The sequence below is a fragment of the Nostoc sp. DSM 114167 genome (genome assembly GCF_052692655.1).
In genome coordinates, this window is record NZ_CP195116.1 from 2,285,173 (window position 1) to 2,300,579 (window position 15,407).

Here is a 15,407-nt window from a genome sequence, read left to right on the forward strand (position 1 = left end):
GCAACCGATACAGGAGGGATAGGATAGTGCAGATTGTGATTGTGGGCGCAGGCCCAACAGGTGTAACCCTTGCCCTGCTTCTTGTAAAACGTGGTATTGCTGTAACGTTAATTGAAGCAGCAAAAGACTTTCATCGTGTATTTCGCGGTGAAGGATTAATGCCCAGTGGCTTAGATGCTCTAGAGCAAATGGGTCTATTGGCGTTGTTAGAGGATATTCCCCATCGGCGACTCGACGCGTGGGAATTCATTATCGGGGACAAGCAGTTGTTTCGAGTTGATGAACCAATGGGAGCAACCCGACCCTGTACACTGGTTTCACAACCACCACTGCTCAAAGCACTGATTTCGTCAGCTCAAACCAATCATGGGTTTGAATTCATTCAGGGTGTTCCGGTCAAGGATTTACTATGGAGTAATCAACGTGTCGCAGGTGTAGTACTAAGCGATGGGAAAGAACTTACTGCTGACTTAGTGATTGGGGCAGATGGTCGAAATTCTCTTGTGCGACAACGTATAGGATTGGAATTGGTACGTCAGCCTAAAAATATTGATATTCTTTGGTTTAAACTTGCCGCCAGCCCTGAGTTTGCAGCCGATAATGTGTTTCGTACAATTGTAAATGGCGATCGCGTATTTACCATCTTTCACGGAGCAGAATCAGGAAAACTACATCTGGCTTGGGTGATGTCGGCAACCGAAAATACTGACTCCAAACAAGCCAACTGGGCAGAAATTTTTGCCTCACTATCACCCTCATGGCTAGCAGAGCATTTCCGTAATTATGCAGATACCATCGAATCCCCTATTCGGCTCTCTGTTGTGGTTGGTTATTGTCGGCAATGGCACGCACCAGGGGTACTGCTTCTAGGTGACGCTGCACACCCAATGTCTCCCGTCCGTGCCCAAGGAATTAATCTAGCATTCCGTGATGTGATTGTCGCTGCTAATCATCTTGTGCAGTTATTGCAAAAAGAAGCTGGACACCAGGATATTGACATGGCACTATCGCACATTCAAGCAGAACGTGAGCCAGAAATTATCCGCGCCCAGCAACTCCAGTTAGCGGAAGCTAAACAAGGCGAACTACTGCGAAAAAATGCCCTGGTGCGATCGCTGTTGATTCAACTTCCTCCCTTACTCCGTAAAATAATTAAAAAGTCTTGGTTAAGGCGACAATATAAAATGCGTCAAGGTATCACACAGGTACACTTAAATGTCTAAAAAACCGCCAGTAGTTATCCGACTTGTGGTTGTGGGGTGTTAATTTGCAAAAACTCTTGTACCTGTTGCATATAAGTTGGCGCATCTTCCAACATTGGAAAATGGGCTGTGTTACGAATCATCACAAATTTCACTTTGTCACTCAACGCAGCAGCTTGACGCCCCATCTCGGCTGGAATAATTTTGTCATACTCCCCCGCCACAAGCAGAGTCGGCACTGTTAGCTTGGCAAACTCTTGCGGCATCACTTCAGATTGAGCCTTGCTGACTGAAGTAAAAATTGTTCCTAAAGCCGCATCGTAATCTGCTTCGAGAAAATCTTCTAAAAAAGCTTGCCGCTCAGAATGTGGTATGGAACTATGTAGAAATCTGGCCATAAACATCCGGTCAACAAATGGAATTTTGCTTAACCACTTGGGACGGAATTTCACTACATAGCCACCAAATTTATGAAAAGCACTAAAAGATTTTTCGTCGTACTCGAAAATGCCGCTACAGGTTAAAATTCCTCGTTCTACTCGTTCGGGATAGCGGTTAAAAAATAAAGTGGCAACAGAAGCGCCCATTGAATGAGCATTGATATAAACACGCTGAAGATGCAACCCATCTAGCAAACCTGCCAAATCATCAGCGTATTCCTCTAATTCATAGGTTAGCTCTCTGATTGCCTGTGATTCTTCCTGGGGGGAATCAGATTCGGCAACAGCTTCACTTGCTTGGGTGATAGTTGGCTTCCCACCAGAACGGCCAAATCCCCGCATATCGTAGAGTAAACAATCAAATTGTTCTGATAAAGCATCAGCAGTATTTTGCCAATATCTAGCCGAACCAGCCCAACCATGCATGAAAACCATCACTGGTTTTACCAAAGAACCGGATGGTTTTTTCACCCATTCGTAGTAATGCTCAACGCCACAAACATTAATATAAGGCATTAGTCATTTGTCCTTTGTCAGTTGTCATTAGTCCCTGGTATATGGTTATTATTCCTTATTTTTTGACCAATAACTAATGACCAATGACTAATGACTATTAAGCTGATTCTGGCTTCGGTAGTGAAGACGGATGTATTATCAGTTCAGCAGTCGATCGCTTCTCGACCATTTCCCTTGTAACTGTACAGCGTGTCACATCCTTACGGGATGGTAACTCATACATTACATCCAACATCAATTCTTCGACAATACCACGTAATGCTCTCGCACCAGTTTTACGGCGGTAAGCTTCTTGAGCGATCGCTCGTAAAGCATCTGCTTTAAAATCTAGCTGGACATTATCCATCTTCAGCAGCTTTTGGTACTGCTTCACTAAGGCGCTGCGTGGTTGAGTCAGAATCGCCATCAGCGCTTCTTCATCTAGCGGATCTACTACTGCTACCATTGGCATCCGCCCGATAAATTCTGGAATCAGGCCAAATTTTACTAAATCATCCGGTTCTAGATGGCGAAGCGTGTCTGCTGCTCGTTTCTCCTTCGATTGCCCTTCTCCTGGTTGCACAAAGCCGATTGCTTTTTTGCCAACTCTCTGATCGACAATTTTTTCTAAGCCCACGAAGGCACCACCACAGACGAACAAAATATTACTTGTATCAATCTGGATGCAGTCTTGATAAGGATGCTTCCGCCCTCCTTGGGGTGGTACATTGGCGATCGTTCCCTCTAACATTTTCAGCAAGGCTTGCTGCACGCCTTCGCCAGAAACATCGCGGGTAATTGACGTGTTCTCGCTCTTACGAGCAATTTTGTCAATTTCGTCAATGTAAATAATTCCCCGTTGCGCTTCCTCTATATCCAAATCTGCCACCTGTAACAGTCGCAGCAAGATATTTTCCACATCTTCTCCCACATACCCTGCTTCCGTCAGCGTCGTCGCATCGGCTACGGCAAAGGGTACATCCAGGATTTTCGCTAGAGTTTGCGCTAAGAGAGTTTTGCCGCAACCTGTCGGGCCAATTAACAATATGTTGGATTTTTGCAATTCTATGGCATCATCCGCCCCAGGTTTGCCACTGGCTTTAGACTGAATGACTGCCAGCCGCTTGTAGTGATTGTAAACAGCTACTGACAACACTTTCTTGGCTTCGTCTTGACCAATGACGTGTTCGTCTAGATACTTTTTAATCTCTCTTGGCTTGGGTATTTGATTAAACGAAATACTAGCAGAGTGGGTACGCCGTTTTTCAGGTGGCTCTGCTCTTGGTGCTGGTTGTGCTGCCGCACCATTAGTATCGAGTAACTCCTCGTCTAGTATTTCATTACACAAGTCAACGCATTCATCGCAGATGTAGACTCCCGGCCCTGCGATTAATTTACGCACCTGCTCTTGAGACTTGCCACAAAATGAACATTTCAAATGGGAGTCGTACTTAGACATACCAGCCTCTTATTTCAGAATGGTGACGTTTTCCCCTGCTACGGGAAGATTTTGCCTGGAAATGACTTGATCGATCAAACCGTAGTTTTTTGCCTCTTCTGCCGACATAAAAAAGTCGCGCTCAGTATCTGCTTCTATTCTTTCTAAGGGTTGACCAGTATGGTGAGCCATTAACTGATTCAACTTAGCCTTAACGTAAAGAATTTCTCTGGCTTGAATTTCAATGTCAATGGCTTGACCTTGAGCGCCACCAAGTGGTTGGTGAATCATAATCCGGGAGTCGGGCAGAGACATTCGCTTACCGGCAGCCCCTGCTGTCAACAAAAATGCCCCCATGCTCGCGGCTAATCCAAAACAGATGGTAACAACATCAGGGCGAATTTGCTGTATTGTATCATAGATTGCCATCCCTGCGTAGACGGAGCCGCCAGGAGAATTAACATACAATTGGATGTCTTTTTCTGAGTCTTCGGAATCTAGGAATAACAACTGAGCCACAATTGAGTTGGCTACGGCATCGTCTATTGGCGTTCCTAAAAAGATAATCCGCTCTCGCAGCAGGCGGGAGTAGATGTCGAAGGCCCTTTCTCCCATACCTGATTGTTCTACCACCATCGGCACGATGTTGCTAGGGCTGCTCAACTGGGAGTTAATGTTTATTCGACTTAAGTTGCTGATTGGGGAATTTCCCGACTGCGATTCAAGCATACAAGCTTTCTTTGACGATTATTTAGGACAAATGCTTCAGCAGCGGATGCTGAGTGTTCAACGAATGGAATTTTTATAAGCTACGTGTTAACCATTATGCCTCATATAATTTCCTCTCGTGTAACACAGTATCAAGCTCAAGTGATAACAGGTGTCACTATTTGCCGAAAATTCATTAATTCTTTAATTATTTTGACTTCATTTCTGAGTCATTGGGCATTGGGCATTAGGAGTGCTGTTAGCGTCAGCGGGGCGTTGAGCCAGTACTGAGTGCTGAGTTAAGAGTTAAGAGTTTTGTTTACCCCTTGTCCCTTTATCTCCCTCTAATTTCTCATCTCCCTTAGCTTACCCATTTCACCAGAACTTTAACTCAGAACTGGTGAACTCATGGTTGTGGGATTTTTTATTATCCTTCTGTAACTTCTGTAGAAGCTTCGCTGTTTGCTTCCTCTATCTGAGGTGCATCAGCATCAGCGTCTAATTCTGCGTCTTCCGTTTCCTTTGCAGGACTCAATGAACCTTCCGGTACAAGTTCAACTGATGAGTGTTCTAAGAGCCAATCGATGATTTTTTCGGTTAATAGTTCGTTTTCCACGATTGACCGCAGTTTATCTTCATCAACGTCTTGTTCCTCTCGGTACTGTTCCAAAAGTTCTGTGACTCTGGCTGCGATTTCTTCTGGTGTTACCTCGATAGATTCGCGTTTGCCGATTTCTCGTAAGGATAAGGAGCGTTTGATACGTTCAATTGCTTCAGTACGCGATCGCTCCCGCAATTGCGGAATAATATCTTGAGTAAACAGCTTTCTCACATCCAATCCCTGCTGAGACAGCCGGATTGCTGTTTGCGTTAGCATTGCATCCACTTCTTGCTCAATCAAGGTTGCTGGTAAGTCAACTTCTACGTGCTTGAGCAGTTCTGTTAACAAGGCTTCCTGCTTATTGGTTTTTGTTTTGTCGTCCGCCTCTTTTTGATATTGCTCTACCAAAGAAGCGCGTAACTCCTCTAAGGTTTCAAAATCACTGACTTCTTGAGCGAAATCGTCATTTACTTCTGGTAGCTCCTTTTCCTTTAATTCTTTGAGCGTCACGGTGAAAGTTGCCGCTTTTCCAGCTAAATCTTCATTAGCATACGGGTCTGGGAACTGCGCCGCAATTTCTTTCGTTTCTTCTGGATTCATCCCCACTATTCCCGAAATAAAGCCTGGAATAAACTTATCTTCCTGCAACTCAACTTGAAAATCAGTTGCTTCGGCTCCGGGAATCGGTTCTAGTTCAGCTGTTTCGTCTTCGCCCTCAGCTCTTGCGAATGAACCTTTAAAATCGACTACAGCAATATCGCCGATTTGGGCTGCACGCCCTTCCACAGGAATCAATGTTGCCAATTCTTGACGTTGCTTATCCAGCGTATTCTCTACTCGTTCTGGATCGAACTTGACTTCTTCGGCTTGGAAAAGCAAATCAGTGTACTGCAATAGATTCACTTCTGGTTCTACATCCACAGCAGCCGAAATGGTCAGGGGTTTTCCAGGTTCATAATTATTAATCAAATCCTCAAAAGAAGAGCGCAATTGCGGCTGACCGATTGCTGGGATGGCTTCTTGTTTGACTGCTTGCTCAATGCCATCTTGAATTAGTTCTTCTAGGGCCGCTGCCTTGATTCGAGTTGTACCCAGCCGTTGTAGTAATATCGGCCGAGGCACCTTGCCTTTACGAAACCCAGGAATATTGGCAGTACTCGCTAAGTTCTTAATGACCTGTTCGTAAGTTTGCTTGGTAATTTCCGGCGTAATCTCTATTTCCAGGCCAATTTGGCTGGCGGGAAGTTTTTCCTGGGTAACTTTCATGCTTCGTCTCTAGTTTTCTGGTATTTTATACTCCGAGTACATACAAGACGCAATAAAATAATTGTTTGCGTTTATGGCTTGATGTCTCTTAGGGGTAATGGGAGTTTGCCCAAAGGTCTTGTGACATCCAAGGAAGGATGTTTGTCCTGGGGCAAAGATCCAGTTTACTGCCAATGACCAAGGACTTGACATTTTACCTTCATAACAATTTGGTTAATAGGGCATTGGGATTAGGGGGAAGTTCACAAAGAGGGGTAAAGGGGAAGGGGGAAGGGGGAAAGGGAAGAAATTATTGGAAGAGGATTGTGACCCCTCCCAATAATTAACCTCCTTTTAGGGGGGCTTCAAACCCTTATAAGGTGAAAGAAAAGAAAAAAGTTTATGCGTGTTGCGAATAACTTGTTAACCTTTCCCTTTTTTCCTTTCCCCTTTCCCCCTCCCAGATAGGTGACAGGTGGTAGGTGCTAGAGAATAAATCTGTACCCTGTAACCTGTAGCCTATTCCCTTCTTCACTTCCCTCTCACTCTAAAACTTGGGAATTAATTATTCAGTGGGCTAACGCCGTGATATCCTTATTCTCAAAGAGTGGTTAGTACTCCAGTTTAAAGTTATAGTATTGAGTCTAGCTATTATCTAGCTATTATTAAGTTATGTGTTGGTACGAGAGTGCATCTGTTACTTAACCGCATAGCTCAGTTTTGAGTTGTGCTGGCTGGCTTTTTGCATTTAGATTCTAATATATTCATTATCTTGGTAAGCAAGTTTGTAGCCAATACATTTGTTTCTTTACAAGAAGGATGCTTGTTAAACCCCTAAATGCAGATATCTCCCTTTTTCTGAGAAATAGCGGTTTATTGTATAATATATAGTTATAGTTAGAATCAATGAAAAAATCGCCGTTATTTTAAAATGCACATCACTTAACTTATTAAAAAAATGTATTATTAAATATATTAAAGATATATTAAATTAAATAAAAATCTCAACCTATTAAAAATGTATTTCCAGACTGCGATCGCTATTTAAATATAACTAAATTGTCAATTGTTCCAAGAAATTGCAGATAAGTCTCTTAAAGGAGGAAACAAGTTTGTCGAAATCCTATCGTTTAGCTATTTTAGGAGCTACTGGTGCAGTAGGCACAGAGTTGCTGGAATTATTAGAAAGTCGTAATTTTCCGGTTGCTGACTTGAAGTTATTGGCATCAGAGCGGAGCGTAGGGCGATCGCTGCGGTTTAAAGGTGAGAATATACCAATAGAAGCAGTGAGCGATCGCGCCTTTGAAAATGTCGATATAGTACTAGCTAGCGCAGGTGGTTCCACATCCAAAACTTGGGCAGCAGTTGCTGTCGAAAAGGGCGCAGTAGTAATTGACAACTCCAGTGCCTTTCGGATGAACCCGGAAGTTCCCTTAGTAGTTCCAGAGGTGAATCCCCAAGCCGCAGCGCATCACCAAGGCATTATTGCTAACCCCAACTGTACAACGATTTTAATGGCTGTGGCAGTCTGGCCATTGCATAAAGTTAAACCAGTGCAACGCATCGTCGCTGCAACCTACCAATCTGCTAGTGGTGCGGGTGCTAGAGCAATGGCAGAAGTCAAAACCCAAACAAGCGCTATACTACAAGGACAGCCACCGATAGCCGAAATATTGCCTTACCCATTGGCATTTAATTTATTCCCGCATAACTCTCCATTAAACGATTTGGGTTATTGTGAGGAAGAAATGAAAATGGTCAACGAAACCCGAAAAATATTTGGTACGCAGCAAATCAGAATCACTGCAACCTGTATACGGGTTCCCGTACTCCGCGCTCACTCAGAAGCCATTAATTTAGAATTTGAGACTCCCTTTAGTGCGAAGGAAGCCAGAGAAATTTTAAATTCCTCCCCTGGAGTAAAACTGGTAGAAGATTGGGGAACGAATCATTTTCCGATGCCTATTGAAGCAACAGGTCGAGATGAAGTTTTAGTGGGAAGAATTCGCCAGGATATTTCTCATCCTTGTGGCTTGGAATTATGGTTATGTGGTGACCAAATTCGCAAAGGCGCAGCATTGAATGCAGTACAAATCGCTGAGTTGTTGGTAGAGAAAAATCTACTCAAACCATTAGCTATTAGTCATTAGTCATTGGTCATTGGTAAAGTGACAAAGGACTAATGACAAAGTAAAAATGACACTTGAAAGCAATTTGCAGATAGGTTATTACAATAGAGAACCACCAAGATATAAAAACATGGGTAATCAGGAGTGAAAAAAGGGTGGGAGATTTTGGCAATGTTTTAACCGCTATGATTACGCCATTTAAAGCAGATGGTAGTGTCAATTATGATGTAGCGGCAGAACTGGCGGCGCATCTAGCTAACAACGGTACAGATACATTGGTGATGTGCGGCACAACTGGAGAATCCCCAACGCTAAGTTGGGATGAAGAATACCAGTTGTTTGTCGAGGTATTGCAGTCCGTGGCCGGAAAAGCCAAGGTAATCGCAGGTTGTGGATCGAATTCCACCAAAGAAGCGATCGCAGCCACCCAAAAAGCGTCTAAAATAGGAGTACATGGTTCCTTACAAGTTGTTCCTTATTACAACAAACCGCCGCAAGCGGGATTGGAAGCGCACTTTCAGGCAATAGCACAAGCCTGTCCCGACTTACCGTTGTTGTTATATAATGTCCCCGGTCGTACCGGACAAAACCTTCAGCCAGAAACAGTTGCCCGGTTAGCTGAAGTTAGCAATATTGTCGGGATTAAAGAATCCACTGGTAATATAGATCAGGCAAGCGAAATTCGTCGCTTGACACCAAAAGAATTTCACATCTATTCTGGTGATGATTACATGACTTTGCCCTTGTTAGCGATCGGGGCAAAGGGTGTGGTAAGTGTGGCTTCTCATCTGGTAGGAAACCAACTACAGCAGATGATTCAAGCTTTTAGTGCGGGAAAAATTGAGGTAGCAAGCGACATTCATCTCAAACTGTTCCCGTTGTTTAAAGCTTTATTTCTTACTTCAAATCCCATTCCAGTGAAAAAAGCACTGCAACTTCAAGGTTGGGAGGTGGGTTCAACTCGTCCGCCGCTATGTGAAGCTGATTTAGAAGTAAGTCAAAAGTTAGAAGCGGTTCTGAAAGAACTTAGTTTAATTTAACCACCAACTTATTTAAATGCTGGTAGTCTCCTCCTTGCCAAAGATACATATAAACAACGATGTAATTGTTCATAAATTGCAATTTAAAAATCTGTGCTAGGACTGATAGATATACTATGAATCCTTGAGTTTTACAGTTGATTTTATTGAATAAAAAATTGAAATCTTCAATTAAAACTTGATTGCTTTGGACTGACTTAATAGACAGATGATGTTGTCTTAAATACAAGGAAAGTTAACTATCAACTTAATTAACCACAAGTAACAATCTAAGGAGAAAATGGCTAAAAACGAAGCTAATAATTCCGCCTTGAAAATTATTCCTTTGGGCGGTTTGCATGAAATTGGTAAAAATACCTGTCTTTTTGAGTATGACGATGAAATTATCCTGTTAGATGCAGGATTAGCTTTTCCCACAGAAATGATGCATGGAGTCAATATTGTTTTACCAGATATGACCTATCTGCGGGAAAATCGGCACAAAATTAAAGGGATGATCGTTACTCACGGTCATGAAGACCATATCGGCGGGATTGCCTTTCATCTCAAGCAATTTGATATCCCGGTGATTTATGGCCCCAGACTAGCAATGGCAATGCTAGAGGGTAAATTAGAAGAAGCAGGAGTCCGCGATCGCACAGAAATCAGAACAGTTCTACCACGTGATGTAGTGCGGATTGGCAAAAACTTTTTAGTTGAATATATCCGTAATACCCACTCCATTGCTGATAGTTTCACTGTTGCTATTCATACTCCCCTGGGTGTTGTCATTCACACAGGGGATTTTAAAATTGACCATACCCCAGTGGATGGTGAAAAGTTTGACTTGCAACGCCTAGCAGAACATGGGGAAAAAGGCGTTCTTTGTTTACTGAGTGATTCCACTAACGCGGAGGTGCCAGGATTTACACCTTCAGAACGGTCAGTTTATCCCAATCTGGAGAGAGTATTTAGTCAAGCACCTGGGCGATTATTTGTCACTACCTTTGCTTCTAGTGTCCATCGCATCAACATGATTTTGGATATTGCCAAGAAGCAGAATCGTGTAGTGACAGTTGTCGGGCGTTCCATGTTGAACTTGATTGCTCATGCCCGCAATTTAGGTTACATCAAGTGTGAAGATAATCTGCTGCAACCATTGCACGCCGTCCGCAATCTACCCGATGAAAGAGTACTGATCTTAACTACAGGTTCTCAAGGAGAATTGATGGCAGCAATGACCCGCATTGCTAACAAAGAACATCCTCACATTAAAATCCGCCAAGGAGATACGGTAGTATTCTCTGCTAACCCAATTCCTGGAAATACGATCGCTGTAGTCAACACCATTGATAAATTGATGATTCAAGGTGCAAAAGTGGTCTATGGACGGGATAAAGGAATTCACGTCTCCGGTCACGGCTGTCAAGAAGAACAAAAACTGATGATTGCCTTAACTCGACCGAAGTTCTTTGTGCCATTTCACGGCGAACATCGGATGCTAGTGAAGCACGCAGAAACGGCTCAGAGTATGGGCATTCCCGCAGAAAATATGATCGTTATTCAGAATGGTGATATTGTCGAACTGACTGAAGATGCAATTCGCGTCGCGGGGAAAGTGCCGTCTGGTATCGAATTGGTGGATACTACTAGTTCGGGTATGGTAAGTGCCAAAGTGCTGCAAGAACGGCAACGCATGGCTTCAGAAGGCATTATCACGATCGCAGCTGCCATTGATTGGAATGGTAAACTGTTAGCAAAACCAGAAATCCACCTCCGGGGTGTAGTAACAAGTGTAGAGCGATCGCTCCTGCAAACTTGGGTAAAACAACGCATTGAAGAAATCCTCTCTGTGCGCTGGACAGAATTTGCTCCTGAGCAAGGTGAAGCAGCAGATATAGACTGGGGTGGATTGCAAGGTACTTTAGAACGAGAATTGCAACGTTCCATCCGTCGAGAATTGCAATGTCAACCATCTGTGACTTTGTTGATGCAAATCCCTGATGAGCCACCTGTAAAAGTTGCTGATGGCAGAAGACGGCGGACTCGGACTGCTGCTCAGGTAGCATCATAGAGAATTTAAGGTAAAAATCTCAGGCAGAAGCGCAAAGACGCAGAGTTTTTCTGAACGTCTTTGCGCTTTGGTATGAGAGTTAGAGAAAAATCATTTACCTTGATATAGGTTGAGTGGTGCGTATAAGCAACTGTCTCTAAATTGCTGATTTATTATTCTGATATCCATTTCCAGAAACAGTAAGCACCATAGCCAACTGCTGCGGCTGCAACTGCTGGTGCTGCAACTGTAATAGCTACACCTGCTGCCATACCACCGCCAACTGTCGCCCCAACAGCGGCTAACCCTGAAGTGATTCCAGTAGCACTCAGACCAGCAACGCTTCCAGCAGCTGCAACAGCACCAACGGCTCCCGCAGTACCAGCAGCAGCACCAACAGTCGTCATGGTTCTGCCAACAGCACGAGCTTCTCGCTCCTCGCTAGTGAGATTTTTGTTATCTTCTAAAACACTATTCATTGCCAGAGTTGTTATAGCAGCAGGAGCCATACCAAGTGCGCCAATGCCCGCAACAGCTCCCCCACCAACAATTCCACCAACTGTTGCTAGACCTGACATAATTCCGGCTCCACTTAGTCCAGCTGCGGCTCCGGCAGCACTGACAACACCAATACTACCCGCAACTGCGGCTCCACTTACAGATGCTCCTCCTGTAGCTGCTCCAGCATTTTTTACTTGTTCGCTTGCATGTATACCTGTCTTACACCATGTAGCAAAGTGTTCACAATTATTACCAAACAGGTCATAAATATTTTCTCCCAATCGGCTTTCGGCACGTTGAATTACAACATCAGGTAAGTCACAATTACCATACTCTCTCACAAATACTATTTTTCCAGATGCAAATGAATCCCAAGAAACACGAGAAATATTTCCCTGATTTTTTGTGTAGTGGATGACTGTACCATCACCACAGTCGATACCATGATGGCTGTAACCACCACAATTAAAGTAAACATGATTACCTATTTTCATAATTTGGTCGTATTTGATACTTGTATTACGTTGAAAGCAACTGAATAATTAATTGCCTAAAATATTTGTGACACAATGAAGCTGAGGATTACAACAGTGCTTAAACCGAACTAGCTTAAAAAATTAAAATCATTTTTTTATACATTTAATATTAATTTCCAAGAAAAACTACTTAAAAAATTTATTTTTTAAGTAGTTCTTTATAAATTATTGAGTCCCATTTTGAGCAAGTAACCGCCACTTCAACCTAAGTTTTGTGAAATGCAATCGATTCTACTCGATCAAAAATCACTACTTCTACGATATTCAGCCAACGATGGACAAGACACACTTACGTGAGAAAGTGGGAACACGGAGAGGAAAAATGCCTTCTAGGATATTACTGATGTTTATACTTAGCAAAAATTCTTTTAGAAAGACCTTATATTAAGTTCTGTAAATGTTACACTAAAACCTATCCAATGATGGATGTCTTTATTAAAATTTAAACTGTGTCAAGTTATGAACAAGATCGTAATATTACACTACCGATCCCTAGAAATTTGCGATTAACTTGACGTAGTAATAAATTAGGTTCTGACTTAAGTGGCTAATCAGGTATTACATTATATCGCAGTCAGAACGCGATTTTTCCGGGAAAGTTCGTTGCCACGTTGTATATATTCATCAAAAAGGTGAATAGCCTCAATAACACAGAGGGTTAATCATGAAGGTATTCGACAATACCACAAAAAAGATTTTTCTGGCTAGCTGGGTATCAATCAATCAAGCAGAGACTACTGACCATAAAGTAACCCAGTTAAACCATTCTCCTTCCAAGCCTTACTGGGATATTCTCCAACCCTTACGGCAGCGAGTAGAAAACATTCAAGTCCGCGATCGCCAACTAGCTCACCGTTTGTGCAAACTGATTCCATCTCAATGCCCCTTTGAGCGCGATGTCAAATTATTAGGCAAGACCTTGTTTCACATCCCGCCGATGTGCAAGCTCAACCCCTTATATGAAGAAGTAGTTGGTTTACGTTTCCGAGCGTTGTGCTATCTAGCCGACGAGTGTGGCGAAGATGTTTCGCAGTACTGCTAATACTGAGATATCAACGCTGAGGAAAAAGTTAGGAGTCAGGAGTAAAAGGTCGGGGATCAATAATATAACTTTTAATTCCTAACTCCTAACCATTTTTTATTATTTTTTTACTATTTCTTTTGCCATTTTTGGATGGCATCCTGAGCATCTTCGTAAGCGCCTGTCTCCTCTGGCACTAAAGCTGCGGTGGCAATTGCGGCGTTACGTTCTCCTTCGGCGGCGCGACGCTTGGCCAGGTCTAAAATTTTCTCACTCCAATTATCGATCGATTTTTGGGCAGCATCGAAGCCTGGTTGTCCGGGTGGTACTTTCTTGGCAACTTCGATCGCCCGATTGTAGGTAGATGCCTGTTCAGATTTAATTAAGGCATTAGCTGCATCTAAAAGAGTTTTGTTACTCACATACTGCTTACCCTCTAACCGCCACAGGTTAATTGCTGCTTGAGCTTTGGCGTAGGGGGCTTGATCTTTGGTAATTAATCGAGCCGCAGCAATAGCGCTGGCATACTGTCTTTGTTTAGCACGACCCTCTGCTAAATCTAAAATCATCTGGCTCCAAATCTTAATATTCTCCTGAGCTTGTTCGTACAGTGGTTCACCGGGTTGAATTTTTCGGGCTGTAGCGATCGCCATGCTCAAATCGCTAGCCTGAGTTTGTCTGAGCGACATTTTCGCCAGGTCTAATACTGCTTGATTTCGCTTTTTTGACTGGGAACTAGAGGCTATTTGAGCGCTAGATTGGTTATGAGGTCTAATTAGTGGAGTGCGCTCGCTTGGTAAATTTTCGACAACCTGGCGATCGCTAACAGTAGCATTAGGTAATGCAGTTGATATTTGCTTAATTCTAAAAGTTTCTTGATTACGCAGAAAAACTACGGCAATTAAACCTGCTACTAGCAAGCTGCCTCCGCCCCACAAGATAAACTGCTTCCAAAAAGGGATGCTTGGCTGATTCGCTGGCAATCGAGAGACGTAACCTTTAGAGGAATTGGGGATAAATCTTCCTTTGGTATTCACTCCCAAGGAAGTTTCTGGCATTGGCTGGGCAACTAATTTGCTACCTGACTCTTGGACTTTTTGACCTTTCGCCTGTTGGGAAGAGTTCACACTAGCTTCTCCCCGTCTGCCTTGAGTTGCTGAAGTTTTAGAGGAATCGTCAAGGGGAGGGGCTGCAAGGGCAACAGCAAAAGATTCTTCTGGATAAATTCTCGGTTCTGGTTGAAAATCACTTTCCATTGCCAATTTTGGCAAAATTACTTGCTGCCTTGATGGGATGATGGTGGCAGGGTTTTGGATAGGACGCCAGTGGTGGTGACATAATTTTGGCACGATCAAGCTTAAGTAGCTTTCTAAATCTGCCAAGTTGCTGCCATTACCAGAACGTAAAGCTTCTAACAAAGCTGCTGTAAAAAATCCGTGACCTAGTTCGCTACTCTCATGGGAAAATTGCTCTGGTTGGCAAGAAAGAATTGTCGCCAGTTGTAGTTCTTGGGCTAGTTCTATTGTTTCTTCACCAACGGGAGCATCCGCTTGAGTGCCAAAGGCGCGGTTGATATCGAGTAGAAGCAATACATTCAAGTTAGCAAGTTGCAGACTTTGCATTAGCGATCGCAATTCTATGCCAGTCTCTTGCACGAGTTCCGGGTTGCCCTCTGCTGGCATTAAGTAATCTTTCCCCTTGTAGTTGACTCCATAACCGCTAAAAAATAACCACAAATAATCTTCCGGCTGCCAACTTGTTGCTGCCAAATCCTCAAGCAGCAGCAAAATATTTTCCTTCGTCGGGTAAGTCGGTCTATCCCCAATCGGCGGCGAAGTATCTGTCATCACCAGACAGTGCTTGGGGAGAAAACCTGCCTCTGTCACCAAAATATCTTCTAGTGCCTCAGCATCAGCTTGGGCACAACTTAAAGGTTGAAATAACTGATATTGATTGATACCAATCGCGATCGCCCAGTAATTTGCCATCCCGCTCTTTGTCAGTTATTGTTGTTTGCTG

At 43.3% G+C, this 15,407-nt stretch carries 11 protein-coding genes; 5 read left to right on the plus strand and 6 right to left on the minus strand.

What is annotated here, in order from left to right; all coding sequences use genetic code 11:
* Nucleotides 1–23 precede the first annotated feature (23 nt).
* Entirely contained in the window at nucleotides 24–1,223 is a 1,200-nt protein-coding gene (locus tag NSTC731_RS09800) for an FAD-dependent monooxygenase (protein ID WP_445632053.1), read from the plus strand.
* Nucleotides 1,224–1,237: 14 nt separating this feature from the next.
* Here NSTC731_RS09800 and NSTC731_RS09805 read toward each other — a convergent pair whose 3' ends face one another.
* The 4 genes from NSTC731_RS09805 to tig form a co-directional block, all read right to left on the minus strand.
* On the minus strand, nucleotides 1,238–2,158 hold the full coding sequence (locus NSTC731_RS09805) for an alpha/beta fold hydrolase (protein WP_445630642.1): 921 nt from the start codon (nucleotides 2,156–2,158) through the stop codon (nucleotides 1,238–1,240).
* A gap of 97 nt (nucleotides 2,159–2,255) precedes the next feature.
* A complete protein-coding gene (clpX, locus tag NSTC731_RS09810) occupies nucleotides 2,256–3,596 on the minus strand; it encodes an ATP-dependent protease ATP-binding subunit ClpX (RefSeq protein ID WP_292775233.1) in 1,341 nt (446 codons plus the stop codon).
* A gap of 9 nt (nucleotides 3,597–3,605) precedes the next feature.
* The gene (gene clpP, locus NSTC731_RS09815) at nucleotides 3,606–4,304 is read right to left on the minus strand and encodes an ATP-dependent Clp endopeptidase proteolytic subunit ClpP (protein ID WP_445630643.1); all 699 of its coding nucleotides are present in this window, start codon (nucleotides 4,302–4,304) and stop codon (nucleotides 3,606–3,608) included.
* A 406-nt stretch (nucleotides 4,305–4,710) separates the two neighbouring features.
* On the minus strand, nucleotides 4,711–6,150 hold the full coding sequence (tig, locus tag NSTC731_RS09820; protein ID WP_445630644.1) for a trigger factor: 1,440 nt from the start codon (nucleotides 6,148–6,150) through the stop codon (nucleotides 4,711–4,713).
* A gap of 1,091 nt (nucleotides 6,151–7,241) precedes the next feature.
* Between tig and NSTC731_RS09825 the strand changes: the two genes are divergently transcribed.
* The 3 genes from NSTC731_RS09825 to NSTC731_RS09835 all read left to right on the plus strand — a co-directional run bounded on the left by NSTC731_RS09825 (nucleotide 7,242) and on the right by NSTC731_RS09835 (nucleotide 11,351).
* On the plus strand, nucleotides 7,242–8,279 hold the full coding sequence (locus tag NSTC731_RS09825; protein WP_334875499.1) for an aspartate-semialdehyde dehydrogenase: 1,038 nt from the start codon (nucleotides 7,242–7,244) through the stop codon (nucleotides 8,277–8,279).
* A 134-nt stretch (nucleotides 8,280–8,413) separates the two neighbouring features.
* Nucleotides 8,414–9,298, plus strand: coding sequence for a 4-hydroxy-tetrahydrodipicolinate synthase (gene dapA, locus NSTC731_RS09830; RefSeq protein WP_445630645.1), 885 nt, complete (start codon nucleotides 8,414–8,416; stop codon nucleotides 9,296–9,298).
* 280 nt (nucleotides 9,299–9,578) lie between these two features.
* Nucleotides 9,579–11,351: a ribonuclease J gene (locus tag NSTC731_RS09835; RefSeq protein ID WP_445630646.1), complete on the plus strand. Its 1,773-nt coding sequence runs from the start codon at nucleotides 9,579–9,581 to the stop codon at nucleotides 11,349–11,351.
* 152 nt (nucleotides 11,352–11,503) lie between these two features.
* On the opposite strand, the gene NSTC731_RS09840 is transcribed toward NSTC731_RS09835, so the two are convergent.
* Complete coding sequence (locus tag NSTC731_RS09840) at nucleotides 11,504–12,325, minus strand: lecithin retinol acyltransferase family protein (protein WP_445630647.1); 822 nt, start codon at nucleotides 12,323–12,325, stop codon at nucleotides 11,504–11,506.
* Nucleotides 12,326–13,031: 706 nt separating this feature from the next.
* Between NSTC731_RS09840 and NSTC731_RS09845 the strand changes: the two genes are divergently transcribed.
* Nucleotides 13,032–13,409, plus strand: a complete 378-nt coding sequence (locus tag NSTC731_RS09845; protein ID WP_445630648.1) for a Mo-dependent nitrogenase C-terminal domain-containing protein — start codon at nucleotides 13,032–13,034, stop codon at nucleotides 13,407–13,409.
* Nucleotides 13,410–13,519: 110 nt separating this feature from the next.
* On the opposite strand, the gene NSTC731_RS09850 is transcribed toward NSTC731_RS09845, so the two are convergent.
* Nucleotides 13,520–15,376 (minus strand): caspase family protein, encoded by a 1,857-nt coding sequence (locus NSTC731_RS09850; protein ID WP_445630649.1) that lies wholly within the window; start codon nucleotides 15,374–15,376, stop codon nucleotides 13,520–13,522.
* Nucleotides 15,377–15,407 lie beyond the last annotated feature (31 nt).